The organism is Allobranchiibius sp. CTAmp26 (assembly GCF_017565405.1).
GTDB lineage: Bacteria > Actinomycetota > Actinomycetes > Actinomycetales > Dermatophilaceae > Allobranchiibius.
Genome location: NZ_JAGEKR010000021.1, coordinates 55,420 through 79,276, shown reverse-complemented (window position 1 = coordinate 79,276; position 23,857 = coordinate 55,420). Strand labels below are relative to the sequence as shown.

General features: G+C 64.8%; 27 protein-coding genes and 1 pseudogene. 2 read left to right on the top strand and 26 right to left on the bottom strand.

Annotated elements, in window-relative coordinates; genetic code table 11:
- Positions 1-6 precede the first annotated feature (6 nt).
- The 12 genes from J4030_RS15455 to J4030_RS15400 form a co-directional block, all read right to left on the bottom strand.
- Positions 7-891 (bottom strand): hypothetical protein, encoded by an 885-nt coding sequence (locus J4030_RS15455; RefSeq protein ID WP_208050126.1) that lies wholly within the window; start codon positions 889-891, stop codon positions 7-9.
- Positions 892-1,494: 603 nt separating this feature from the next.
- Positions 1,495-1,878: a hypothetical protein gene (locus J4030_RS15450; protein WP_208050125.1), complete on the bottom strand. Its 384-nt coding sequence runs from the start codon at positions 1,876-1,878 to the stop codon at positions 1,495-1,497.
- 215 nt (positions 1,879-2,093) lie between these two features.
- On the bottom strand, positions 2,094-3,635 hold the full coding sequence (locus J4030_RS15445; protein ID WP_243763442.1) for a DUF4041 domain-containing protein: 1,542 nt from the start codon (positions 3,633-3,635) through the stop codon (positions 2,094-2,096).
- A 108-nt stretch (positions 3,636-3,743) separates the two neighbouring features.
- Positions 3,744-4,100, bottom strand: a complete 357-nt coding sequence (locus J4030_RS15440) for a hypothetical protein (RefSeq protein WP_208050124.1) — start codon at positions 4,098-4,100, stop codon at positions 3,744-3,746.
- A 95-nt stretch (positions 4,101-4,195) separates the two neighbouring features.
- Entirely contained in the window at positions 4,196-4,336 is a 141-nt protein-coding gene (locus tag J4030_RS15435) for a hypothetical protein (protein ID WP_208050123.1), read from the bottom strand.
- 513 nt (positions 4,337-4,849) lie between these two features.
- Positions 4,850-6,115, bottom strand: coding sequence for a choice-of-anchor P family protein (locus tag J4030_RS15430; RefSeq protein ID WP_208050122.1), 1,266 nt, complete (start codon positions 6,113-6,115; stop codon positions 4,850-4,852).
- 436 nt (positions 6,116-6,551) lie between these two features.
- On the bottom strand, positions 6,552-6,743 hold the full coding sequence (locus tag J4030_RS15425) for a hypothetical protein (protein ID WP_208050121.1): 192 nt from the start codon (positions 6,741-6,743) through the stop codon (positions 6,552-6,554).
- Positions 6,744-7,067: 324 nt separating this feature from the next.
- Positions 7,068-7,406 carry an Lsr2 family protein gene (locus tag J4030_RS15420; RefSeq protein ID WP_208050120.1) on the bottom strand — a complete coding sequence of 113 codons (339 nt, stop codon included), beginning with the start codon at positions 7,404-7,406 and terminating at the stop codon, positions 7,068-7,070.
- A gap of 144 nt (positions 7,407-7,550) precedes the next feature.
- On the bottom strand, positions 7,551-8,192 hold the full coding sequence (locus J4030_RS15415; RefSeq protein ID WP_208050119.1) for an IS3 family transposase: 642 nt from the start codon (positions 8,190-8,192) through the stop codon (positions 7,551-7,553).
- 237 nt (positions 8,193-8,429) lie between these two features.
- On the bottom strand, positions 8,430-8,717 hold the full coding sequence (locus J4030_RS15410) for a transposase (RefSeq protein WP_208050118.1): 288 nt from the start codon (positions 8,715-8,717) through the stop codon (positions 8,430-8,432).
- A gap of 299 nt (positions 8,718-9,016) precedes the next feature.
- On the bottom strand, positions 9,017-9,436 hold the full coding sequence (locus J4030_RS15405; RefSeq protein WP_208050117.1) for a hypothetical protein: 420 nt from the start codon (positions 9,434-9,436) through the stop codon (positions 9,017-9,019).
- A gap of 512 nt (positions 9,437-9,948) precedes the next feature.
- On the bottom strand, positions 9,949-11,019 hold the full coding sequence (locus J4030_RS15400) for a YihY/virulence factor BrkB family protein (RefSeq protein WP_307864728.1): 1,071 nt from the start codon (positions 11,017-11,019) through the stop codon (positions 9,949-9,951).
- A 448-nt stretch (positions 11,020-11,467) separates the two neighbouring features.
- Between J4030_RS15400 and J4030_RS15395 the strand changes: the two are divergent.
- Positions 11,468-12,782, top strand: a pseudogene (locus J4030_RS15395) (IS256 family transposase).
- Between the two features lie 241 nt (positions 12,783-13,023).
- Here J4030_RS15395 and J4030_RS18680 read toward each other — a convergent pair.
- From J4030_RS18680 to J4030_RS15330, 13 genes are all read right to left on the bottom strand, one after another.
- Positions 13,024-13,284 (bottom strand): WhiB family transcriptional regulator, encoded by a 261-nt coding sequence (locus tag J4030_RS18680; protein WP_208050115.1) that lies wholly within the window; start codon positions 13,282-13,284, stop codon positions 13,024-13,026.
- Between the two features lie 154 nt (positions 13,285-13,438).
- Positions 13,439-14,170: a GAF and ANTAR domain-containing protein gene (locus tag J4030_RS15385; RefSeq protein ID WP_208050114.1), complete on the bottom strand. Its 732-nt coding sequence runs from the start codon at positions 14,168-14,170 to the stop codon at positions 13,439-13,441.
- A gap of 263 nt (positions 14,171-14,433) precedes the next feature.
- A complete protein-coding gene (locus tag J4030_RS15380; protein WP_208050113.1) occupies positions 14,434-15,660 on the bottom strand; it encodes a mechanosensitive ion channel in 1,227 nt (408 codons plus the stop codon).
- A gap of 147 nt (positions 15,661-15,807) precedes the next feature.
- Positions 15,808-15,969 (bottom strand): hypothetical protein, encoded by a 162-nt coding sequence (locus tag J4030_RS15375; protein WP_208050112.1) that lies wholly within the window; start codon positions 15,967-15,969, stop codon positions 15,808-15,810.
- 51 nt (positions 15,970-16,020) lie between these two features.
- Positions 16,021-16,278: a hypothetical protein gene (locus tag J4030_RS15370; RefSeq protein WP_208050111.1), complete on the bottom strand. Its 258-nt coding sequence runs from the start codon at positions 16,276-16,278 to the stop codon at positions 16,021-16,023.
- 130 nt (positions 16,279-16,408) lie between these two features.
- The gene (locus J4030_RS15365) at positions 16,409-16,768 is read right to left on the bottom strand and encodes a PRC-barrel domain-containing protein (protein WP_208050110.1); all 360 of its coding nucleotides are present in this window, start codon (positions 16,766-16,768) and stop codon (positions 16,409-16,411) included.
- Positions 16,769-16,874: 106 nt separating this feature from the next.
- Positions 16,875-17,039, bottom strand: a complete 165-nt coding sequence (locus J4030_RS15360) for a hypothetical protein (protein WP_208050109.1) — start codon at positions 17,037-17,039, stop codon at positions 16,875-16,877.
- Positions 17,040-17,313: 274 nt separating this feature from the next.
- Positions 17,314-17,883: a hypothetical protein gene (locus J4030_RS15355; protein ID WP_374222002.1), complete on the bottom strand. Its 570-nt coding sequence runs from the start codon at positions 17,881-17,883 to the stop codon at positions 17,314-17,316.
- 314 nt (positions 17,884-18,197) lie between these two features.
- Positions 18,198-19,073 (bottom strand): DUF2382 domain-containing protein, encoded by an 876-nt coding sequence (locus J4030_RS15350; protein WP_208050107.1) that lies wholly within the window; start codon positions 19,071-19,073, stop codon positions 18,198-18,200.
- Positions 19,074-19,241: 168 nt separating this feature from the next.
- Positions 19,242-20,306, bottom strand: a complete 1,065-nt coding sequence (locus J4030_RS15345; protein WP_307864726.1) for a YihY/virulence factor BrkB family protein — start codon at positions 20,304-20,306, stop codon at positions 19,242-19,244.
- Positions 20,307-20,310: 4 nt separating this feature from the next.
- Positions 20,311-20,958, bottom strand: a complete 648-nt coding sequence (locus tag J4030_RS15340; protein WP_208050105.1) for a DUF3618 domain-containing protein — start codon at positions 20,956-20,958, stop codon at positions 20,311-20,313.
- Positions 20,951-21,421 carry a phage holin family protein gene (locus J4030_RS15335; RefSeq protein WP_208050104.1) on the bottom strand — a complete coding sequence of 157 codons (471 nt, stop codon included), beginning with the start codon at positions 21,419-21,421 and terminating at the stop codon, positions 20,951-20,953. The genes J4030_RS15340 and J4030_RS15335 overlap by 8 nt, the downstream gene beginning before the upstream one ends.
- Complete coding sequence (locus tag J4030_RS15330) at positions 21,414-22,058, bottom strand: hypothetical protein (protein WP_208050103.1); 645 nt, start codon at positions 22,056-22,058, stop codon at positions 21,414-21,416. The genes J4030_RS15335 and J4030_RS15330 overlap by 8 nt, the downstream gene beginning before the upstream one ends.
- A 236-nt stretch (positions 22,059-22,294) precedes the next feature.
- Here J4030_RS15330 and J4030_RS15325 point away from each other — a divergent pair, with 236 nt between their 5' ends.
- The gene (locus tag J4030_RS15325; RefSeq protein WP_208050102.1) at positions 22,295-23,164 is read left to right on the top strand and encodes a TetR/AcrR family transcriptional regulator; all 870 of its coding nucleotides are present in this window, start codon (positions 22,295-22,297) and stop codon (positions 23,162-23,164) included.
- Between the two features lie 147 nt (positions 23,165-23,311).
- Here the strand turns inward: J4030_RS15325 and J4030_RS15320 are convergent, their stop codons facing one another.
- Positions 23,312-23,770, bottom strand: coding sequence for a hypothetical protein (locus J4030_RS15320; protein WP_208050101.1), 459 nt, complete (start codon positions 23,768-23,770; stop codon positions 23,312-23,314).
- Positions 23,771-23,857 lie beyond the last annotated feature (87 nt).

The following is a 23,857-nucleotide window of genomic DNA, read 5'->3' as shown; positions in this document are numbered from 1 at the left end:
GGCTTGTTATGACTTGGGGTTGCTAGGTTCTCCACTCGGATTGCGCTGAAGCCAACGGCGTACGGTGGCGATGCTCTCGATGCCAGCAGGATCGCGCCAGTCGCTCAGGGCCCAGTCCCACCTCTGGTCGCTCCAGCGCTCGGTGACCTCTTGCCAGCGAAGGTCCCACCACTCTTCAGAACGAGGGCGCCGAGCAATCGACCCAGATGCCCACGACGCCTGAAAGCTGCCGTCTTCGTCCCAGTCGTGGAGCTGGACGTGGGTCGCAGACCCGCCCAGCTTTAGCTGTGAGGTAGTTACGTTCGCCCGAAACCACGCTTCCCGATCCGCCATGTCTTGGGCTTCGGCGGCGTCACACTGGGCGATCAACTCATCCTCGGCAGCCGCCGGACCATCCCACGTGAACAGCTCATCGGTTACCGGCCTGCCGACTTCGAACCGTGTCCAGGTCCTGACGATGTGCTCACCGAAGCGCTGTTCCAGGAACAGGCCTGTCTCGGCATCGACGACCACTCTCATGTCGTACGGCTTGTGGATTGGCGCCGCGAACCTGAAACGCCATGCGGGCCGCCCCAGGTACTGGACCGATTCGATGGGCCCGACCGGGGTGCCGAACTCGTACTCACCCGGCTCTTGACGAACACGACGCCCAGCTAGATCGGCGCCCTCGCCAAGCCAGCCGTCCGGGTCGTATGCCGACGCGACCATCTCTTTGCCCCACCGCGCCCAGGTGGTGACGCCGTCGCTCACCAGGCGCACCTGCCCAGCCGCTGTCGTCAGCCGCATGCGCGGACCGTCGAGCACCACGTCAGTCACGATCGTTTCCTCATCGGGCCTTACCGAGGTGGTGCGACCATGGACGCTCACCGAGGGGCCGGGGCCGTCGGCCATGAGCGGCTCGAGAACGCGCCAAATCGCCTGGTCCGATGCCGTCAACGGGACGACCGGAACACGGTCCTGCGGCTTCGGGACAGGCGGTAGCTGATGACCAGCCCACGCCATGACCAACCGCACGAGGTCGGGGACTGGATCAGTGCCCTCTGCTGCCCATCCGCGCAAACCACGAGCACGCAATCCATCTGAGTCGCCCGCGGCCGCTAGTTCAGCGTTGCCCGCGGCCGCTAGTTCAGCGCAGACTCGGCAAAGCGATGAACTCGCGAACGACGTATCGACGTCGCGCAGACGAGGAAATTCAATGACTCGTTCGGGGGCTTCAAAGCACACCACGCACCGAATGCTGGGCCGACGGTCCTGCTCCCACGAGCTCGGCATCCTAAAGTCCCTCCCCAAAGTTTTGAAGTAGACGCAATACTGCCGCCCCATCTCCTTCAAACGTGGCCGAACGCGAACACAACCACGGCGGATTGTCGACCAGCCCGCCCGCATCGGCCTATCCCGCCACCACCAGACCTCGCACATCCGTAGGGAACCACCGATCTGGGACCCCAGAAGCACTTCTTGGCCTGGCTGGCGGCGTCGTCAGTCCAACCGGGACTAACAGCTCGTGTTGTTGCCGATGTCGTCAGCCTGATAGAAGGCGTAACGCCCTTTGGTTTTGATCGCCGCAATGTTGACGCAGTTAGAACTGTCGGGCGAGACGATCCTCTTGGAGCGGCCACCGATGACCGGGAACAGCGACCAGGTGCCGACCTGGCGCAGGTCTCGGCCGTCCGCGGCGAACTCGGCGCGGACCTGCGCCGGCACGTCCGCCTGCGCCACCGGTTCAAAGCGGTAGCCGTGGACGTAGAGGTGAACCGGCGTCGCAGACACGTCAAAAGTGCCGTAGTCGCGACGGTACCGAACGGCAGACGCAAAGAGCAGCACAACCACAACGATCACGATCACGGTTGTAGCCACTCGAGCCTTCGACTTCGTCACGGCTGCACGGTATGGCACTGACCAGCCATCGAGTTCTAAATCGCCTACACAAACCACCGTGTGTCCGTCGCGCCGGAGCCTGGCCAGCGGCCGGAGCCGCTAGCGATGTACGCGAACCTCAGGCAACAATCTAAGCAACTCTAGCAAATAACCGATAATAATTATTATGACAAGTTAAATGGTCGGCGGAGACGACGCTTGGGAATCCGGATAGCTCATCGCGGCTTGGTCTCGTGGGTCCAAGCGGTGCCATCCCAGCGTCGCCAGAAGGCGGTGTCGTGGGGTGAGGCGTACCAGGCGGCCTTCGCGGAGGGGTCTCCATTGGGCGGAGGTGCCTCAAAAACTGGGGTCCTTGTTTCCTCGTTATGAGTCCGAGCGGCGGTGGTCGGAAAATGCTGGCTGAGGATGCTGGTGGTCGGTGTTGGTGCATCGATCAGCACGGGGGCGGGTGGACCTTTTGGTGCTGGTGGTGGCGTGCTTCGTTGGACGGCCCCTGAGCTGCGCCATTCGAAGGCTTCTGGGGTGTCTCGATACTCCAAGAGGTATGAACCCGCGTACTTGTGGAGCAGGACTTTGACCTCGGCTGGGGTGGTGTAGAAAAACTCGCGCCGGGTGTTGATTTGGTTCACCTTTTGGTGGGCCAGGGCTTGGTGCAGGTGAGTCTCCAGCGCGACCGCGTCCTGGTGAAAGACCAGGGCGTGCACGTCGAATCTGAACGGGACACTGGCGTCGCCTAGTTCGTTGACTCGGTCCATCGGGTCGAGCCTGCGAGTCATCCCAATTTTGACCATGTCCGGGCCGAACGCCCCTACATTCGAGATGACATACACGTGACCGGCACGGGTGTTCGCTGCCCGTGCCTCTACGCCTTCGATCGACTGATGGATCTCTTGCAACTTCGCTTGGGCGTCCGCGCGTGCGGCCTCATCACCATCCGGTAGGCGCTCCAGCAAGTGCGAGTAGTGCTGTTGCTCTTTTCGTAGATCGACAAGTTTGGCTTCCATCTCTACCCGGGCTTTGGCCTCGTCCCGCAACTGCGCGCGGCGTTCGCGCTCGGCTTCCTTTTCCTGCTGTTTCTTCACCAGGTAATCGGCTGTGAGCTCCAACTCGTGGAGGCGCAGGCGGTGGTACGACGGCGCGATCCGGATGCTCATCGTTTTCCCGAGACGCTCGATCGTCATCGCGGCCTTGTCCAGGCGGCCTTTGGCCGACCCCAGCGTGTGAGGTCGGAGCGCCCGGATGAGGGTGTCAGCTTCGCTGTTGTATGCCCGCAGCATCAGCTTGGAGAAGTCCCGCACCATGGCTGTGCCCTTCGCGGTCGACCCGTCTACCGTCCAGTGCGTTACAGCCAGGACCGCCGACCGGGTCCTGACCAGCTCCTTCATCGACGCTTGAACCTCGCGCAACGCTTCCTGATATGCGATCGCGTCCTGCAGCGGGTGGTTGAAGGTGTACACCCCCGCTTCCTGCACATCGGCGTCGTTTAAGTCTTGGGCCAGGTCCGCACGTGCTGCTCGTTCTTCCGCACGGGCCGTGGTCGCTGCGACGCGCGCGGCACTGGCTTGAGCCTGCAGCTCGGCCACCTCCCGCCGCATCGCCGTGACCTGTTCAGCGACCGCCATCGGCTCCAAATTGCGGTAATAGGCCATCGCCTGCTGAGACCGTGCATTTGCATCGCGGTGATAAGCCACCGCCCGCTCCAGCTCCGCGACCTGAGCCTCCAGCTCATTGACGCGCTTCCCATCACCCCAAGGCATGCTCAACCTCCATCGTCCGGTGGGCGCTGCTGAACGTATACACGCCAAAAGTTGCCGTGCCCGGCCACGTTTGCCCGGGTTTGGCTCATGTCGGTCGCGTCGCGCTGTTCAGGGCCGAAACGACGACCGGTCCGTGAGGTACAGCGCCGCGCCCGCATCGGTGAGGGTCATCGTGCCAATGGGCTCGCACGCTTGGTCCAAGCCCGACTTGAAGGAATTTACCAGCGAGTCACCCGGTAGCCCTGTGCCACCGTCTGCTTGACGAGCGCCGCCCAGCATGTCGGCTGCAGCAACGAAACGCTGATGGGGATCCATCTCATTGATGAACTCATCACACGTCGTCGACGAATAGCCCTTTGTCCAAGTCTGCTCATATTTTCCGACGCTGGACGGGCCCGCGGCGCCCCCACCACTACTGCAACCAGCCAACAACAAAGTCACGATCAGGACAGCCCCCTTAAGCATGCGATACAAGCTAGTGCCCTATCCCCCCGAACGGTGCGAAGCAGTCGGGGCTCCGGCGTGCATCCGAAGGTGCCCCAAATTCAGCGGGATGTCCGTCACTGCCGTGCCTTCGCGTCGACTGACACCAACGGCAACACGTCGTCCTCCGCGTGAGTGAACTTCACCAGCGACGCGATCTCCCCTCGGACGACGCGCACTACGTCCTCGCGGAACTCTCTGGGGTAGGGCTTGGGCATAGTGAACATCCTTCCAGGCCCGCCCTGCCGGGCGAGCCAGATCAGATGTCACCTATTCGTGCAGCAGTCCCGAATGTTTTGAGGCCAGCGCTACGGAGCGTGTTGGTGTCTGGGGATCTCAGATCCGTTGCTCCGGATCAGTGGATTGGTAGTTGCTGGACCGAGCCCCGTACCTTTCCAGCCAGTTGCCGGCCACGGTGTCGGACCCACATCGCACCACCGCTACAGCGGTACATGTACACCGTATACACAGTCACCGGCGAACCTCGGTCGCTCCACGAACGCTCCGTCGTTCCCGAGGCCAGTTGGGTCACCGTCGGGTCAGAAGGGCACGCCTAGCGCTCAGCGTGAGTGTCGTTCTGCCATTGGTGAGGGCTTGGCCGAGCGCAGCCGCGCACCATGAGTTGATGGGCCACAGCAGCGCGGCGCCAGGTTGATGCTGCATGTACTGGGGGCGCAGCCGATGTCCGCCGCCGCACCGGTGACCGGTGCGGCGGTGGACAGGGTCAGACCTCAGCGGTTCTGCACTCCCGTGTTGGAGACGCCGATCTGGATGAGAGTCCCCTTCGCCAGGGTGCCCAGTGCCCGGTTGAGGACTACCGAGATCATCACCACCGTGATGCCGCTGCTGGTCTTGGTGACCTTGTGCAAGGTCACCGTGCCGAGGTTGGCCAGGTTGATCGTGGTGTTGGGCTTGACCGTGTCGGTGATCGAGGGCACGCCGGAGATCTTCAGGCCCACGAATTTGGACCCGTCGGTCGTGCTGACCGGTGCGGTGAAGCTCGTGCGGCTCGTGGTGGTCGAGGCCGTGATGGTCTGGACGCCGATCAGCGAGCCGAGCACCTTCAGACCGGTGATCTGATTCGTCGCCGAGCTGGTCAGCTTCGGTGTGGTCACCGAGGACGTGGTGCTCTTGACCGCCCCGACGCTGAGCACGCTCGGGATCGCCGATGAGCCGATGCTCACCGTGTTGTTGCCGCCGTCGCAGGCGACTCCGGCAAGTGCGGTGGGTCCGCTCTTGACGGTGGCGGACAGGGTGGCCTGCGTCCCGTAGGCCGAGCCAGTCGCGAAACCGGCCGGCGTGCCCTTCAACGCCGCGTACGACCGACCCACGATCACGTTCGTGCCGATCGGCAGACCGAGACTGTTGGACGCCGACACCGTCACGTGGATCGCGGTGGTGACCGCCTGCGTCAGGCCGTTGACCGTGGTGCGGGACTGCTCGTTGAGGACCAGCGAGGCGAACGGCTTACCGCCAAGGCTCAGGGTGGCCCTCGTGTTCGGTCCAACGCCGGCCGCGAACCCCTTGCCGGCGACCTTGATGCCTACGAAGGCCGTCGTGTTGGAGCCGTACGACGTCTTGGCGGGTGTGTAGGTCGCACGGGTCGTGGTCTTCAACGAGGTGGCGGTGACCAACCCGCCGAGCAGGTTGACCCCGGAAATCTGGGAGATGCCCTGCGAGGTGCGGCCGGAGGAATCGAGGATGCTGCGGCTCTGGCTGTAGTCGGTGCCCACCTTCCCGACCTTGCCAAGGTTGACCGACGCCACCTGGTTGGACCGGGTCAGGTTGGAAGTCGTGGTGCACGACACGGACGAGTAGGCCGTCGCCCCGGAGTTCAATGCCGCGACAGAGGAACTTACATACGTGCCGTATCCATACGCGGAGTATCCGACGGGTGCCGGCGTTGCGACCGCCGCCGAGGCGGTCGGTGGATGCGCGGTCAGGGCGAACCCTGCGGCGACAGTGGTGGCGATGAGGACTGCTGATGTCTTCTGCACGGCTGTTTCTCCCCTTGAACGTGCTGGTCGACCGGCCCGAGCGCTTGGGCGACACGACCGAAAAACGGTTGATGCAAGGAAAGGTAAGGCGGGTGTGATACGGGACGGGGGATTAGAACCTGGTCAACTTGATGAAACGTAGGTAACGCTGGCGTAGGGGCCGGATCTCCTCACAGGGTGATGCGCGTGGCGAACGCTCGAGCACTAACCAGATCCCTCTGATTCAGGTGGTCTTTACCGCCCCCGCCGGTCCTGCCAGACGAAACCCAGGTACGCACCGTTCGGCACACGAACATGCCAATGACACGAAAGCCCTTGTCCTCGGGATGCTCTCGGAGCGAGTGCGAGTGATGACGTGCCGGGAGCTCAGGCAGGGCGCTGGTGGCGAACACGAACGCGTCCTTGCGGCTCACGATCGGTAGGCCTTCGACACAGGTCATGAGCCGGTGCTCGAACCCATCCATTGAATTTCTGAGCCGAAACCGATCCGATCAGCCTGAGCCAAATCCTCGGAGGTAGCCACCTCAGGGGACACGACGGGAGCGTTCAGAACTTCTGCGATGGCAGCGGCCACCCGGTGCGTACTGCCATGGGGCGCTGGAGATGAGCTGATGAGGATGGTGTTCATCACGAGACCGCTCCGTAGGCCGAGTGGGTAGACCCAAGCTACGTGCGCGAAGAAGCGTCTGGTCAGAATGAGGCCACCCCACACGACAAACCAGCACCCGGCAGCTGCGAGGACGCCGACTGACCCACCTCCCAACACTGCACCACGCCGACCTACCCAGCAGCAGAAGGGCCACCCCTACCGGGGCGGCCCTTCTGCAGTCCTGTTCGAAACGGTCATTGACCAAAGGTCGCAATAACCGCGTCGTCGATCCTCATGTCATCGACGGAACAGCCGACCGGCGTGGACAAGTCCGTCGTCGTACCGGACGCGTTGCGCTCGGAGTCAGTGGGCCTGGCGGTAGGCGTCCTGCACCTGTTGTGAAACACGGCCCCGGTCGCTGACGTGGTGCCCGTTGGCCCGGCCCCACTCTCGGATCTTGTTCAACAGTTCCGGGTCAGCCTTTGGCCTTGAGACGCCGCTTGCGCTGCTGCGCTTTGAGGCGGTGCCGCGGACCTTGCGAGCCGCACCGATCCAGGTCGTGAAGCCCTCTCGTAGCTGCGTGGCGTGCTGTTCGTTCAGGTCCACCTCATAGGTGGTCCCATCAAGAGCGAACTGCACGGTCTCGACCGCATCGGTGCCATCGATGTCGTCCTCGAGAATGACCTGAACTCGCTGTGCCACAAAAACTCCCCAACCATAGATCGCATTGCCGCTTGTGGGCACTGAACATTGCTCCCGACAGTGAGATCCTCCCACGACCCGGACGGGCGCCTAACAGCTCAGTCGGAGCGTGACCCGGTTCTCCGGACACGGGTGTTGTGGTGATCATGCCGCCGGGTCGGCGGTTTTGTGAAGCTGTTCGTAGTCGTGCGGGGACCGCATGTCGAGGTTGGTGTGTCGGCGGCGGGGGTTGTACCAGGCTTCGATCCATTCGAAGATCGCTGCTGCAATCTCTTCGACAGTGGCCCAGGTGCGGATGTCCAGCAGTTCGCGTTGCATCCCGTTCCAGAACGATTCCATCATCGTGTTGTCGACGCTAGAGGCGACCCGGCCCATTGACCCCAGCAGTCCTTCGGCGCGTAACCGGTGGCCGAATACCCATGATGTGTATTGCGATCCGCGGTCCGAGTGCAGGATCGTGCCCGGTGGCGGGCGGCGACGCCAGGTGGCCATTTGGAGCGCGTCAACGACCAGCTCGGTGCGCATGTGGTCCGCGATCGACCAGCCCACGATCGCCCGGGAGAACACATCCAGCACCGCGCAGCAGTAGACCGTCCCGGTGCTGGTGGGGTGCTGGGTGATGTCGGTGCACCACAACCGGTCCGGGCCATCGGTGACGAATCGGCGGTTGACCAGATCCTCGTGCACCGCCTGCGCCGGCCGGGAACGGTGCTTGGGCCGGTGGCACAGGCCACGAATACCGGTCAGGCCCATCAACCGGGCCACTCGCTTGCGCCCGACGCGCACGCCCCTGACCCAGGCGTAGCTCGGCGTGCACCCGCGGCGCCCCATAGGCCCGGCGGGACATCGCGTGGATATCCACGATCGTGTTGGCCAACACCGCATCCGCGGCATCCCGCGCCGACAGCGGCCGGCCGCGCCACTCGTAGTAGCCCGACCGTGACACACCCAGCACCCGGCAAGTCACCGCGACATCGACCCGCAGGGCGGTGTCCTCGGCGAGTTCGTGGACCAGCCGGAACCCTATTTTGGGAGGACGTTCTCCCGGGCGAAGTAGGCACTGGCACGTTTGAGGATCTCGTTTTCCATCTCCAGCACCCGGGTGCGGCGACGTAGCTCGACCAGCTCTTTGCGTTCAGTGCTGGACAACCCTTCCTTAGCGCCGGTGTCGATGTCGGCCTGAGCCATCCACCGCCGCAGACACGACTGGCTGATCCCCAGATCCTTCGCGATCCGGGCCACCGGCTGCTGGCCCTGCCGGGCAAGCTCTACTGCTCGCGCACGGAACTCGGGCGGTTTCGCTGCAGGCATCACAGGACTCCTCTCCTGAGACAATCATCGCCTCAGATCAGGTGTCCGGGAAAGCGGGTCACGCTCCGTCCGTGCGTCACGCCCGCGCACCCGAACGCCGAAGAGACCACTCCCCCACAGGCCGCTCTCCAGCGCACCCACCCCGCGCCCCTGCTCGAGAGTCACCGTGATCGGACCTTCCGAGCACCAATACCAGTGAGCAGGACTCTCGAGCACGGTTCCGCACGGTGCTCACGTTCCGCATTGACCCGCTCCAGCTGCTCCAAATAGATCGTTACTGAGCAGCTCGCCTGACCGGTCTACGACAGGGCCACCTGCACGGAAAGGATCTGACCCTGACGGCGGACAATGACCGTGAAATGCTTCTCCTTGGGCTTGATGACTACGGCGGCGGCCAGGTGGTCCTTTGCCTTGGCGGTGCGCGTGATGGTGGCGGCATGGGGCGAGATTGAGACAACCGCACCGTGGTCGCAGCCGGTGGAGACCCGAAGGTAGATCGCCTCCCCAGCAGTAAGCGTCATGATCGGAGCCATACGCGGGGTCGCTTGGTAGGACACCGCCCCCGCGGCGCCGTTCCACAAGGTGGTGCCGCACACCTTCAGAGCAGGGCCAGGGCCACCAGCGGTGATCTTCTCCGAGGATGAACACCCGGTCGCGGCAGCGAGCAGCGCGGCGGAGGCCAGCACAAGCCGCGGTCGGTAGCGCGGTGAGAAGGACACAGTCTCAGGATGTGTATGCGGTGAGGGTGAGCCACCGTACGACTTGTGTCCGTGACTGGGTCCTCAATGAGGGCAGGCGCGCCCAGTACGTCAGGTACGCGTTCTGCACGCGGGCATCTGCGGCGTCGACCCCCAGCACGAGCAGATGCCCATGAACTTCCGCGGCAGTCAGGTCATAGATTCGCGTGAACGCTTGCACGTCCCCTCCCGCGGCTGCTGCGACCTGGTCAGCCCACCAGTCGTCCACGAATCGTGTCTAGCACGCCCAACCTGAGATGTGGCAATGCCTTTGAGCAGGCCCGCACCTGCCGAGCGTGCCACCCAGCACCCGACGGCAGGAGCTGCACGTTGCCCCCAGTTTCACGACCGCACCCGGTCACCTCCCTTGCGCCAGGGCAAACCATCACCCTTCCCACATCGGAGGCGGTGAGACGGGGTTTCCGCTGGGGGTATCCACGCATCTGAAGCTTCCCCGCAACAGTGCCGGCTCCCTAGGCCCTCATAGTGCCGGTCTACTTTTCCGGCGGGGTGCGGGGTGGGTGGAAGGTGACGTCGACGTCCTCGAATCCCTTGCTGCGCTGGGCGGTGGCTTGTCCGGTGTAGGCACGCCGGTCTCCGCGGGTGAGGACGACGTCGTCGGTGAAAGGGGTCAGCAGCGAGCGGGGGTGCAGCTTGCGCACCCGGACCACGTTGATCTCTACGCACAGCACGATCGCGACCCCCGTGAGGTAGAGGAACGCCAGGAGCCCCAGGACAAGGGCGAACACACCGTTGGTGGCGCTGGCGCCTTTGATGACGTGTCCGACGTACACGACGCCGAAGGTCTGCAGCAGCTGCCAGATGACGGCGGCGATCAGCGCCCCCGGCGCAACGTCCCGCACCGACAGGTCGCGGGCGGTGGCGATGCGGAACGCGAGCACGAAGACGGCCGCGTTGACCAGCACGGACGCGATCAGCACCACGATCTTCAACACGGGTCCTAGGGAGCCGGTGTTACTGGCGCCAAAGGTGGACAGCGCGGTGGTGCCAAGGACGGCCAGGCCGGCGGTGCCGAGCAGGAGCAGACTGCGGGCCCGTGCCTTGAATGGGTTCGGCCGGCTGTTCTTCGGCACCATCCACGCGGTGTTCATCGCGTTCTGCAGGGCTTGGGCCACCCCCAGGCCGCCGTACAGGGACCCCAGGATGCCGATGATCAGCCCGACCGTGCCGCCCCCGATCCTTCGAGAGCTGTTGAGCTGGTCACCGACGACGGGGAACTGGCTCAGGGCCGAGTGCAGGATCTGATGCTCCAAGTGCGCATCTCCGGAGAGCACGAACCCCAGCACCGTGGACAGCAGCAACAGGAGCGGGAACAACGACACGAAACCGTAGTAGGCGATCAACGCTGCGAGGTAACCGCCGGAGTCGTCGAAGTACTTGTAGAGCACTGCCAGCGGGAAACCCGCGGCCGGGTGGCGGCGTTGAAACCTGTCCAGCCACGGCTCGGGGACGTCATCTTCATCGTCGTGGGTATGCGACAGATCCGCTGAGGCTGCGGGACGCGAGCTCGCGGGCGGGTCGCCACGTTCAGGGTCGTTGTTCACTTGGCTCCTGGTGTTGCCCATGACCGGGTGGCCGGGGTCGTGTTCGGGCGCCCCACGTAGTCAGTCGATGACGCTACATCGGGAACCAACCACGGCAAACCGCCCCCTCGGGGGACGGCATCATCCAGCCCAGATCCGGCGACAACACCCGAACCAGGCCCACCAGCAGTTGCTCATCCGCGCCGGGCAGTTCCTGAGCCTGCCCGCTCCACGTCAAACTTGCCCACACTTGCCACACCCACCGACCTTGCCGTTTGGCCCGGGGGTCATTCGACACATTTGTCGGAAAACCTAGATCGGGACCCCAGACAGACACTTTCCAGCACCGCAGCAGGTGTCGTCTTGAGGTGTACCCCAAACCGACAGTTGCAGTGCCGTGGGGACTGTCCGGCAAACGGTGTTTTCGGCCTGACGCGCCGGCTGCGGTTGGCGGGAAGGTTTGTCACTGATGACCGGAACAATCACGGGCGTGAGCTCGATGCCGAAGGAACCGAAGAAGGAACGCTCCTCGCGTGCGACCGCGGTGGAGCGGGCTGCGGTCGCGCAGTTGGTCAAGGCGGCGCGGGCGCGCGGTGAGGACATCACCGGCCCGGACGGGCTGTTGAAGTCGATCACTGCCACGGTGCTGGAAACCGCGCTGCAGGAGGAGATGACCGACCATCTCGGGCACGCCAAGCATCAGGCTCCCGAGGGTCGCGCAGCGAACATCCGCAACGGAACAAGGCCCAAGACGGTGCTGACCGATGCCGCGGGCGAGGTCGACATCGACGTGCCTCGGGACCGTGCCGGCACCTTCGAGCCGGTCATCGTGGCGAAGCGGCAGCGGCGACTGACGGACGTGGATGCGGTCGCGATTTTCGTTGTACGCCAAGGGATTAACGACCGGTGAGATCTCTGCGCACTTCGCCGAGGTGTACGGCGCGAGCATCTCCAAGGACACTGTCTCGCGGATCACCGACAAGGTGGTGGAGGAGATGCAGGCCTGGTGCGCCCGCCCGTTGCTGGGGATCTACGCCGCCGTGTTCATCGACGCGATCTACGTCAAGGTCCGTGACGGACAGGTCGGGAACCGGCCGTTCTACGCCGCGATCGGAGTCGACCCGGCCGGGCACCGCGACGTGCTGGGGCTGTGGGCCGGCACCGCCGGTGGCGGGGAGTCGGCGAAGTATTGGATGGGCGTACTGACCGACCTGAAGAACCGCGGCGTGGCCGACGTCTTCTTCATCGTGTGCGACGGGTTGAAGGGGCTGCCGGACGCGGTCAACAGTGTGTTCCCACTGGCGATCGCGGCCGCGTGCGTGATCCACCTAATCCGAGCCACGCTGCGGTACGCCTCGCGCAAGTACTGGGACCAGCTGGCCCGGGACCTCAAAGCGATCTACACCGCGCCCACCATCGACGCCGCCTGGGCCGGCTTGGAGGAACTGGAGGAGAAGTGAGGCAAGCCCTACCCGGCGATCCCGAAACTGTGGCGGGCCGCATGGGAGGAGTTCACACCGTTCCTGGCCTACGACGTAGAGATACGCCGGGTGTTGTTCTCTACGAACGCGATCGAGTCACTGAACTCCCGTTACCGGCGCGCGGTCGGTGCCCGCGGCCATTTCCCCACCGAGCAGGCCGCGCTCAAGACGCTCTACCTGGTCACCCGAGGTCTGGACCCCAAGGGCACCGGACAGGCACGATGGGCGATGCGGTGGAAACCAGCCCTGAACGCGTTCGCCATCACCTTCGCCGACCGCATGCCGGCCGCGGAGAACCTCTAACAATGAACGCCGGAAACACCGTTCATCTGACAGGCCCGGCTGAAGCAGTGTGCTGGCCTGGGGGCGGACCGCAGGTGTGCTTGTGGTTCGGGCATGAGGTGTGAGACCCGGAGTGCATGATCCGTAAAAGGCTTATGTTTACTGCCCTCACGCCACAGGTCTTGCCGAACAACGGTTGCGGCTACGCGGAAGTATTGCCCTGGCGTGCAATCAGAACGACGCTTTCGCTCTGGCGGGTGTGTTACCAGTCCAGGGATCCGGCGAGGCGGATGCGTGATCCCCACACGCCGACGTGTTCGGCGCTGCTGGCATCGGCGCATTCGGTTCGTACAGGACAGGTGCCGCACCGGTGGGAGGCCGCTTCGCGGTCCGCACGATCGTTGCTGGTCCACAACGATGGGTTCTTCTCGCAGGGCACGTGGCCCTCAGCCAGCCGGACAGCGCGTAGCGCACTGCTGAGTCGCCGTTGAGCGAGGTCGATGGGGCTTGCCGCGTCACGCATGGGGATTCCCTTCGTAGGAGAAGCACGATCTTCCGCGTCTCGCTGGTTCTTCTATACCCCGTTCGGACGACACGTCACCCCGTCTGAAGCTCGAGGGTGTCATGCACCGGGCCATGACCAGCTCTGCAGTGCCAAGAGGGCGTTGACGACGCGGTCACGTTGTGGTGTCGGCTTGGCCCAAGGTCTTGGGTAGCTCCCGGGTCCAAACGAGCTGCTCGGCCACCAAGGCCAGCTTCTGGTTGGTCTCTTGAGATGCACGGCGCAAAAATGAGAACGCTTCGTCAGGGCCGATGCCGTATCGCTCCATCAGGATGCCCTCGGCCTGACCGATGACCGTGCGGGTGATCATCCCTTGGTTGCGGTTCTCGATTTCTTGGCTGTCTGAGACTGCCGCTGCGAGGTGAGCGGCCAGGGTCTCGGCCATCGCAAAGTCCCCCACATCGAACGCTCTCCCCCGCCCGGAGTACAGATTCAGCGCGCCAAAGGATCGCTCACCGCTGTACAGCAGCAGGGACAGCAAGGAATCCACCTGCAGCTCTTCATACACTCGCTGGCCCCAGGCCAACCATCGCTGGTCGTTCTGCAGGTCGCTGACGAACGACGTGCGGTGCTCTAGCTGTGCGACTTCCACACAGGGTCCGGTGCCCAGCTGGTTCTGCAGCTCGTCCGCGCGGATCGCGACCCGGTCGCTGGAAGCTCCCGAACGCAGGACCCCGCCGTCGACCATCGTCAACCCCGCGTGGTCACACCCGTCGATCAGCTCCACCGCCAGGTCAACCCCAGCCTGCATCCGCGCGGCGGGTTCATTCGACCGATGCAGTCCCCGTGACAACCGTTCCTGCTCACGAGGCGGCACACCGTCACCGCCACCACGTGCATCACTCACCGTTCTTATCCTTCCTCTGGGCATCCTTGGACTGCCAGGTTGAGTACGTCCCCCGGGCGCCCCGCACCGAGCCGACCTGGGAGCAACCCTCGTGTTGGGGCATGCGCGGCTGTGTGGTTGGGAGACCGGGAAACGTCGTCGGCGGGGGCGGAGTGCAGCGGTATCGCGTGGTGCAGCTGACCGCCAGGTGAGCCGCACCCGGTGCAGCGGCCCAGGATCTTTTCGGGTCCCGGGCCGCTGCACTCTGTCCCGTGCGGGCTGAGTCAGTCGCGAGAGGTGGTGTTTTGGATCTTGTTCAGTTGCCGGGCAGCCGCGTCGCGTCCGCCGAGACCGAAGGCCAAAGCTGCCGCGGCAGCACCACCGACGACGACCGCGCCGAAGGCGAGGTTGACGATGGAGTCGGCCAGGCCCATGTACTTCAGACCCATCGCCACGAACAGCACGACCGTGGCGTAACGGACGATCTGCGCCGCCTGGCTGCCGCCCATGGCCTTAGCCAGCAGGTTGGCGATGAACACGCCGGCGGCGATGACGACCGCACCGAAGATGACGCGACCACCCAACGCCAGGATGGTGTCGAGGATCGTGGTGACCTGCGGGAAGTGCAGCAGGTTGGCCGCGGCCACCGCGAAGAACAACACGATCGCGATCTGCACGATGCGCGCGACGATGCTCGACACGTCACGGTCGCCAGCCTCAATGCCCACGCTGCTCAGGGCCTTGTTCAACCCCAGGCCGCGCAGGATGGGCTGCAGGAGGTTGACCACGAAGCGTGCGATGACGATGCCCAGAGCCAGCAGGATGCCCGCGCCCAGGATGGCCGGCAGTGCGTTCAGCAGGGTCGACAGCAGCCGGGTGGCGGGGTCGGAGATGGACCGGATGTCCAACGCACCCAGTGCCGCGATGGCCACCACCAGCAGGATCACCGCGTACAGCACCTGACCGACGATGGTGGAGATCTGCGGACCGTTGGCCGACGCGTTGCTCTGTTGGCTGTCGGAGGGAGAAGCCCCGCCACGGCTGGAGGAGGTGGTCGCGCTGCCGCTGCCGCTGAGGCGGGCGGAGTACCGGTCCACGTTGGCGGCTTGCAACGCGGTGACGACCAGTTCGCGGACGATCTTGGCCACGAGCACGCCGATGAACAGGATGAATCCTGCGGCGACGATCTTCGGGATCGCACCGAGCAGACCGCTGAGCATGTTCTGCAGGGGGCTGACCACTTGGGTCAGCGCGAACACGTTGAGCACGGCGATCAGACCGAACAACCAGATGACCAGCGAGGCGATCGAGGCCAAGGAGTCGGCCAAGTCTTGGCCGTTGCCGGCCTGCCGGTGCAGGAACTGGACCTTGTTCAGGCCCTTACTCAGAAGAGACTTGACCACCTTGGCCAGAATCCACGTCACGGCCAGGATGACGATCGCTGAGACGACCTTGGTGATGATCCCGGAAAACCCGAAATCACTGAGTTGTAACGCGCTGCTTTGGTGCATGTGCTGTGCCTCGTTTCTGATTAGGCGAATGCGTGCGAGACGCCCGCGTCTGTGTCGCCGAAAACTTCATCAGGGGCGGCGCCCCGTGCGTCACGAGTGATGCGGGCGTATTGCATCAGGATCGTCTGATTGGCGGGTCGTTGGCCGCTACTTCTGGTGTTTGCCTTCTTTGCGTCGTTTGTCCTGCGAGCCCAGGTCATCGACGCCGCCGTTGGTCGCGTCGAATGCCTCGTTACGCGTCTCCTGCCGACGCTCGTCGTGCTCTTGGCGATGGTTGCGGATCTCTTCATTTGGCTTGTGGTGGCCCATTGCGACTCCTTGTTATGTTCGTCCTGCGGTATGTGCCTCGGCGGGATGGTTTCATGGGGTTGGTTCGTCCTCAGAGACGATAACCACTCGGCCACCACCCGCGATGTGCCCCACGGTCGCAGTGCCGCGACCCGCCGAGGGGCGCAGCTGGCTGGGAAGATCAGTCAGCGGCAATGGTCCCATCACGTCTACCTTGAACTGCTGTAGCACCCATGCCCGTGGATCGTTGTGATCACTGTTTTGCGGTGGCGTGATGGGAGACCATTCGCCCGGCTCATCGGATTCGTTGAGGTACAACTTGATATTCACGGTCCTGGATTCTCCTAAAGTCTGAAGGTGCTAGTGACGTGGTCTGAGTTGAACGCCACGCGGATCCATGCAGGTGGGCTCGCCCTTCCCCTGTCGGGCTTTTTGGTCCGTCCGCGGTCGCATCTGTGGCTCAGCGGCGTCCGAGTCGTCTCTCGCCGGAGGCTCCCGGGGTGTAGGTCAGGCCGTAGTGCTCGAACAGGCCAGGTTCGGCCTCTGCGGTCAGTTCGCCGTCGGTGTCGATGGCTGGCGCATCTTTGACGAGCTTCTTATCGGCCATGACCCGTACGTGCGATGGAGCGACGCGGGCGCCATCGAGGGGCGCGAACGTCAGGCGGTGACGACCGACGATGCCAATTCTTACCGATGCGAAGACGGGTTCCTGGGTGGCGGTGTCGAAGTACACCGCCTCGAGTGAGCGGATTTTGGTGCCGTCGCTGTCGACCACGTCATGGTCGCGCCAGTCGCGGATGTCATCGACGTCGAACTTCATTGTGTTCTCCTGTTTCGGGTGAAGAGGTTTAATGCTCGCTAGTCGGTGCTTCGGTGGTGCCCGGGGCTGACAGTGCGCCCCGGCCCAAAGAAGTGCCCGGCGAAGGTCAGCGTCGGGGTTTGCCGCCGCGCAGGCGGCTTCCGCCAAAGACAAGCGTTGCGAGGAACAGCACGGCGGCAACGACGGTCAGCCATATCAGGCCGTGAATGACGACGCCGATGATGGCAAGAACGATCCAGATGATGATCAGCAGCAGGATGAACGCCAGCATGAGGTGGTCTCTCTTTCACTGATAAACAGGGCGACGGTTGGGGTGGCCAGGGTCACCGGTGGGACCGAACGTGGACGAGATTGCGCCCGGGCCTGGGATCGCGGTCGGCGCGATGTCGGTGAGGACGCGAGCGGGGGCAGTACCAGACAGCACGTCGACTCGCCGACGTGGAGCTTGCCCAGCGGCGCCAAGATGGCAGCACTGACAAAGACCTGTGCTGCCCGCGCCAGGTAGCGAACGCAGGTTGAGGGTGCTGTGCCCAGGGCCATCGGATTTAGTTATGGCCGGCGTACGGGTCCGTGCGGTCGATAGCGCGGTGGTAGCGCATTCCGCCCAAGCCACCCAGCATCGCCCCGATGAGGCTGGCTGCTGCGACCGCGATGAGGGCGACGATGCCGGTGGTCGTCAGCGTGCCTTCCTTGACCGGGATTCGGGGGAAGGCGTTCAGCTTGGCCAGCAGGTTGTACTTCTCACCGGCCACCGCGGCCAGGATGGCGAGGACAATCGCGATGACCAGCGCCCACAACCACACGGCGATGCCTTGTCGGATGCCGTTGAACCTGGCCATCCGGCCTGCGACGTACCCGCCGCAGTAGTAAGCCACCAGCACGATCAGCAGCAGCACGATCGCTCCGACGACGCCCACCGTCGAGGCATTGCTGGATGCGGTGTTCTTGGCGTTGGTCACGTTGGTGTTGTTCACGACGCCGACCCCGGCCCCGATGGCGGCGATCAGCGCGGTCAGCAGGACCGCCATGCCGGTGGCGGTGAGCCACCCGAAGAACGCGGACCCGATCTTGACTCCCCCGTGTTCGCGTTTCTGGGCGGCGGCCACCGAGCGCATGCTCATAGGTTCGCGGTCGCGCCGATACCCTGAATCGTCGTGATGCCGGTCAGAGATGGACCGGACGTGCCGCGAGTCGTGGTCCAGCTCCGACCCTGAACCTTCGGTGGTGTCGAACGATTCGCGCGCCGGTGTACGTCCGCTCGCTCCGCGGGGCGTCGTGTCGGGGTTGACCCTGTGGGCGCCGTCGTCGGTGGTCATCTGATGCTCCTGGGGGTATTAAAGGGGGTGAGTCGGTCGTGGCGGGCTGCGGCGCCGGGGAGACCGTGCTACGCCGCAGGCCCGATCTCCGGACCTGCGGCGTAGCGGGTTTCTTAACGGTTGTTGTTGCCTCGGCCCTCAAGTCCGGTGTCGCCGTCGGCGGCGTCGGTCTCGATCTGCTCCTTGCGGACCTGCTCGGTGACTTCCTGCTCGCCGGTGACGGTCTCGGTGTCGAGCTTGACCCGCTCCACCGGCACCGTCTCCTTGTTCACCACCGGCTGCTCCGCGTGCAGGGTGACCTCGTGCTCCTCCTCGGTCAGGTCCCCACCAGAGAGCGCGTCACCGCGGTTCTCCTCAGTGATGGGCTCGCGCACCACCCGGACCTCTTCGTGGCTGACCGGCACGGTCGTGGTGACGTTCTCGGTCACCACGTACTTGCGCAACCGCGCCCGACCGGTCTCGACCTGCTCGGTGCCCACGTTCAGCCGCTCCTCCGAGCGGGTCATCGCCTCGTCGGTGGTCGGTCCGGAGGTGTCCTGCCCGACGATGCCGGCCTCGCCGGTCCGGTCACGACGGTCGTCGTCGCGCTGAAGGCCCTCGTGGTGGTCCCGCCCGAAGTCACGGCCCCCGGCGTCACGGCCCCCGTTGTCGCGACCGGTGGTGACCGGAGCGTTGTAGTCCAGGCCGTAGTACTCGTACAGCTTCTGCTCCTGTTCCACATCCAGGTGCTGTTCGGCGTCGTCCATGCGCGGGGCGTCCTTGACCTTGCTCTTGCTGTAGGGCAGCTTCAGGTCCTCGCCCTCGACCTGGGCGTCACGCAACGGGATGAACGTCTCCGAGGTGCCGAACAACCCGGTCTTGACGGTGACCCACTCGGGCTGACCACTCTGGTCATCCAGGTAGATCTGACCGACCGAGCCGATCTTGGCGCCCTCGTTGTCAATGGCGTTGCCGCCGATGAGGGTCTGAATCTGTTCTGTGGAGATCATGAGCTTCCTTCGCAAACAGAGGGATGGTGTAGGTGATACAACCGGCGCACCGGTGTGGTACTTGGTGCGGGAATGACGTCCTTTCCTAGGGGTGTCAGCACGCCCCCCGAGGGTGTACTGGACCGGCTGGTAGTGGGTGGCTGGCAAGGAGGCCCGCCGCGAGTGGTGCTAGTCGATGTTCTTCTGGTCGCGGATGCGGGCTGCCTCCTCGGCCTCGCGCCGTTGCGGGTCATCGAGCTTGCGGGTGTCACGCAGCTCGGCGAAGGGCTCAACGTCCTCAGGCAAGCCCGACCGGATGGCTCGTTCGCGCTGGGTCTCGGCGTTGAACTCCGCCCCCAACAGCACCGCGATGTTGCTGATCCACAACCAGACCAGGAACACGATCACGGTGGCGAACGACCCGTACGTCTTGTTATAGGACCCGGAGAACGACACGTACACCGCGAACAACGCCGAGGCGACGATCCAGGCCACGACGGCAATGACGCCGCCCAGGCTGATCCAGCGCAGACCGGGCTGTTTGACGTTGGGGCAGGCCTTGTACAACAACGAGAACATCAAGCTGACCACGATGATCAACACCGGCCATTTGGCAATTTCCCAGATCAGCACCGCCGTGTGCCCGATCCCGAAAGCGTTGCCCAACTGCGAGGCCACGGGTCCGGTCGCGATGACCATCACGGCACTGGCGGCCAACATCACCACTAGCGCCAAGGTCACCAGCAGACGCACCGGCGCGGTCTTCCAGACCGGACGCCCCTCATCGACGTTGTAGATGGCGTTGGAGGCGCGCATGAACGCCGCGACGTACCCCGAGGCGGACCACAGAGCCAGGGCCAGGCTGACGATCAGGGCGACACCGGCCGCGCCGGCCTTGCCCTGCACCTGGGTGATGATCGACCTCAGGACATCAGTGACCCCGCCGGGCGCGATCGAGGAAATATTGGCCAACAGCGAGTCGGTCTGATGCTTGCCCAGCAACCCCAGCACCGAGACCAGAGCCAGGGCAGCGGGGAAGATCGCCAGGATCCCGAAGTACGTCAGGGCTGCGGCGAAGTCGGTGACGTTGTCGTGCTTGAACTGCTTGACCGACCGCCGCAGGACCGCGAACCAGCCAGATTTCGGCACGTCCGTCGGTCGGTCCGGCCCTTCCGCGTCGTCCCGGTCACCGGCCCGTCCATAGCCGGCGTCGAAGTGTCGCCGCCCGTCCTCGGATCGTCCTGGCTGGGACACCGCCTCAGCCGGCATAGTGCCCGCCGATGGTGCCTGACCCATCAGTACCGGTGGTGGCGTCGTCGGTCACGTCGCTGGTGGCGTCCTGGGCGTGATCGCGCACGTCGGCGGTAGCCCGCTTGGCGTGTTCGGTGGTCCGGTTCGCCGCCTCCTGGGCAGTGCCCTGCACCGACCGGGCGGCCTCCTTCGCCGGTTCCTTGAGGTTGCCGGCAACTTCTTGCGCGGACTGCTTGACCGATTCGGTGACACCGCCGGCCTGCTCCTCTACCCGTGCCGCCGCCTTCTGCTCGGCCTCAGAGGCAGGCAGCAGCGACGAGAGCAACCACCCGGCGCCGAACGCGATCAGACCGGCCGCGACCGGATTGCCCTGCGCCTGGCCACGGACCACGTCGGGGGCCGACCCGGCCGCGTTGCTGGTCGCGTCCTGGGCGGACCCGGCCGCCCAGGCGGCGCCCTCCTTGGCGGCCTGGGCGGCGCTGGTTCCCACGCCCATCACCCGGTCTTTAATCGCTCCGAGACCCTGGGAGACCTTCTCGCGGCGGGTGCCGACGAACCGCTGCGGGTTGACCCGGTCGGTCAACCGGCTCACGTCACCAGCTAATGCGTCCTGCGTCTGACGGGTGTTGGCGGCGAGCTGGTCGGGGTCACTCATGGCGGTCTCCTCCTCGAGCCGTGAAGGTGCTCGGAATGCGTTTGACGGAATCGATGGTCCGCTTCGGGGTAAGGCTGATTGACCGCAGTACGCCGCGGCCTACCAGGAACAGGACGGCAGCGATGAGCGCCCATACCAGGGCCACGACCAGCGCGGCCCACGCCGTGCCGATCAGGTGCCCCAGGCCCCACCAGGCCGCTGTGGAGGCGAAGATGACCGCCATCACGGCTGCGAAACCGGCCCCGCCGACCATTCCGGCGCCCTTGCCAACCTTGCCGACCTCGGCGCCGATCTCGGCCTTGGCCAGCTCGACCTCCTGCCGCATCAGCGTCTTGACGTCACGCGTGGCATCAGCGACGAAGTCTCGAACCGCGGCCTTCTCCTCCCCCGAGGGAGGCAGCTGTCCACCCAGGCCGGTGACCTCCTCGCGTAAGCCCTGAACTTCCTCGCGCAGATCACTCATGCCCGGGCCACCCCTGCGTCACCGAACGGGTACTCCACGCAGAGTCTCGCCCGGCGTCGTGGCCTGTCGGGCGCTCGGAACCAGCACCGGTGTCGGCGTGCTCGGTGTCGGTGTGCTCGGCGACGACGCCACGGGTCAGGCGTCCAGCCACCACACCGGCCAGTGCGGCGAGTCCCAGGAACGTACCGGGGCGTTGCCGTCCGAACTGGCGCACCTCGTGCAGCACCTGCGCGCCGTCGCGCTGGTCCAGCCAGTCCGCGGCACCTCGTACCCGGTCTCGGGCCGTGGTGGCCGCGTCGATGGCGGTGCCCTGCTGCTCGACGTGGTCGGTCATTGCCGCCAGCTGCTCCCCCAGGTCCCGCAGGGTCTGCACCGCCGACGTGCGCTGCACCTCGACCTGTTCGTTGACCTGGATCTTGGTTTTGCCCAACAGGTCGCTGGCACGGTCCTTGGCCTCCCCGGCGACCTGCCCGGCCGCCTGCTGCCCGGTGCGAGCAACGTCAGCCGCGGCCTGCTGACCATGCCCAGCCACGTCGGCTGCGGCGTCCTTGGCCTGCCCGGCGGTCGACTGCTGCGACCCACCCGTGGAGCGACGGTCAGCCCTTCGCGGGAAGGGATCGCTGTCTGAATGGCTCATCAGTACCTCCGCGGTGCTGCGCACCTAGTTGTCGTGTGGTGTGTTCCTGGGCCGCCTGGACGAGCATTGGTTCAGTCGCCCACTGTCGGATACCCACTTCGAGCTCATGCACACCGTATAGGAAAGTGCGTACGGTGTATACGAAAGCTAGTCCTGACGATCCGTCACCGATCTGGTCGTCCTGCGAAGGTGCGGCGCCCGTAGAGTGCCCCCACGAGACCCAATAGCTGCGCTGGGTGGCACCACTCAACGAATGTGGGCGAAGGGCAGGTGAGGTCATGAAGAAGGCGGATACCCGGCCGACTGGCACTGCCCGACGCAAACTCTCTACCGAACAGATCGTGTCCGAGGCGTTGGCGCTGATCGACGAGCACGGCATCGCGGCCGCCTCGATGCGCACCGTCGCCCGGCGACTAAACGTGCAGGTCATGACCCTCTACCGGTACGTTGAAAACCGAGAAGACCTCTTCGATGAGGTTGTCGAGCACATCGTCAACGAACTCGACCATGCCAAGGACATCCAGTCCGGTATCGGTGGGGGCGGGTGGCGCTTCTACCTCAGTAGCCTGGCCTGGGGGGTGCGCCGGTACGCCCGCGCCCATCCACACGCGTTTCCCCTGGTCGCCACCCGGCCACCAGAGGCTCCGTGGGTCAATCCCCCGCTGCGGTCCCTACGGTGGATCGAGACCATGCTGGACAACCTGTCCAAGGATGGGTTCAGCGATGATCAGGTGCTGTTCACCTACCGGTCCTTCAACAGTTTTCTGCTCGGCTACCTGCTGCTGGAGACCAGCGCCATGGTCATCGATGACCCCTTACCAGGCGATGGGTCCTTCCAGACCGGAGATGACACCGGATCCCACGACCCCGTCGACCCCACTGATCCCATCCCCGGCTCGGTCAGCCCCACCCGCACCACAAAGAAACGCGAGCAGATCGCCGCCGCCGACACGGCCACCGACCTAGTCGGTGTCAACCCAGAGCACTTCCCGGTCATCTTCCGACTCCGAGAGGGTCTGACCGAAGACAGGTTCGAGGAGGAATTCGGCGCCGGGCTCGAGGTGCTATTGAACCGGATCGAAGATCAGCTCGACCGCAGCACTTGAGGTGCTCGGGCCAAGCTCCAGCGTGCCGGGCCGCACCGTCCATGCGCTGTTCGCACGGTGAGCGCAACAACAAGCCCAGCGTGACAGCCCGGGTAGCGGCTGGGCTGTGTATGGGCCGTCGACAGGTTTGGTGGCTGCCTCGTGAGATCACCGGCCGGTAGGAGGCACGGGCTGAGGTGGTGTCGCGCAACAAATTCCCAGACGGTCCAGTTGCAGTGTTGCCAACGCGGCAATGACCAACGGGTCACGTTCTCGCCACCCGTTGGCAGGTTCCGGCCCGATCCTGCCCAACTCACGTGGGCCGGCGGTGGTGAGCGCGGCGAGGGCCAGCACATCCATGCCGGCAGCAGTGTCAGACAGGGCGCGAGCTCGTCCCGCACGCCGCACGTAGGGCAGTCGTACGACCGCCCACGCCAGCAGACCCAGGCCGATGGGAAGACAGGCGGTCACGGAACCCATCACCTGGGCCAGTGTGGTCACGGCGGCGCCCAGGTGCTGGCCGGCGTGGTCCATAGAAGCGCCAGCGTCTTGTGCTTGGGTAAACGGCGCCTGGAGTTTGTTGCCGATCAGGGGCAGCCCGTCGACCGCGTGGGCTGCGTTGCTCATCTGCCCTCGCAACCGCACCCCGCCGGCGAGATCGTCAGCGCCGCCCTTCGCCACAAGGGTGCGGTGATACACACCCAACCCGATCCG

What these genes read in the sequence shown, in the direction of transcription:
- J4030_RS15455 (WP_208050126.1), bottom strand. Translation starts at nt 891, where the DNA reads ATGGCCGACGGCCCCGGCCCCTCGGTGAGCGTCCATGGTCGCACCACC.
- J4030_RS15445 (WP_243763442.1), bottom strand. Translation starts at nt 3,635, where the DNA reads ATGCCTTGGGGTGATGGGAAGCGCGTCAATGAGCTGGAGGCTCAGGTC.
- J4030_RS15440 (WP_208050124.1), bottom strand. Translation starts at nt 4,100, where the DNA reads ATGCTTAAGGGGGCTGTCCTGATCGTGACTTTGTTGTTGGCTGGTTGC.
- J4030_RS15435 (WP_208050123.1), bottom strand. Translation starts at nt 4,336, where the DNA reads ATGCCCAAGCCCTACCCCAGAGAGTTCCGCGAGGACGTAGTGCGCGTC.
- J4030_RS15425 (WP_208050121.1), bottom strand. Translation starts at nt 6,743, where the DNA reads ATGAACACCATCCTCATCAGCTCATCTCCAGCGCCCCATGGCAGTACG.
- J4030_RS15410 (WP_208050118.1), bottom strand. Translation starts at nt 8,717, where the DNA reads ATGCCTGCAGCGAAACCGCCCGAGTTCCGTGCGCGAGCAGTAGAGCTT.
- J4030_RS18680 (WP_208050115.1), bottom strand. Translation starts at nt 13,284, where the DNA reads ATGCGTGACGCGGCAAGCCCCATCGACCTCGCTCAACGGCGACTCAGC.
- J4030_RS15380 (WP_208050113.1), bottom strand. Translation starts at nt 15,660, where the DNA reads ATGCACCAAAGCAGCGCGTTACAACTCAGTGATTTCGGGTTTTCCGGG.
- J4030_RS15375 (WP_208050112.1), bottom strand. Translation starts at nt 15,969, where the DNA reads ATGGGCCACCACAAGCCAAATGAAGAGATCCGCAACCATCGCCAAGAG.
- J4030_RS15365 (WP_208050110.1), bottom strand. Translation starts at nt 16,768, where the DNA reads ATGAAGTTCGACGTCGATGACATCCGCGACTGGCGCGACCATGACGTG.
- J4030_RS15360 (WP_208050109.1), bottom strand. Translation starts at nt 17,039, where the DNA reads ATGCTGGCGTTCATCCTGCTGCTGATCATCATCTGGATCGTTCTTGCC.
- J4030_RS15355 (WP_374222002.1), bottom strand. Translation starts at nt 17,883, where the DNA reads ATGCGCTCGGTGGCCGCCGCCCAGAAACGCGAACACGGGGGAGTCAAG.
- J4030_RS15350 (WP_208050107.1), bottom strand. Translation starts at nt 19,073, where the DNA reads ATGATCTCCACAGAACAGATTCAGACCCTCATCGGCGGCAACGCCATT.
- J4030_RS15340 (WP_208050105.1), bottom strand. Translation starts at nt 20,958, where the DNA reads ATGAGTGACCCCGACCAGCTCGCCGCCAACACCCGTCAGACGCAGGAC.
- J4030_RS15335 (WP_208050104.1), bottom strand. Translation starts at nt 21,421, where the DNA reads ATGAGTGATCTGCGCGAGGAAGTTCAGGGCTTACGCGAGGAGGTCACC.
- J4030_RS15330 (WP_208050103.1), bottom strand. Translation starts at nt 22,058, where the DNA reads ATGAGCCATTCAGACAGCGATCCCTTCCCGCGAAGGGCTGACCGTCGC.
- J4030_RS15320 (WP_208050101.1), bottom strand. Translation starts at nt 23,770, where the DNA reads ATGAGCAACGCAGCCCACGCGGTCGACGGGCTGCCCCTGATCGGCAAC.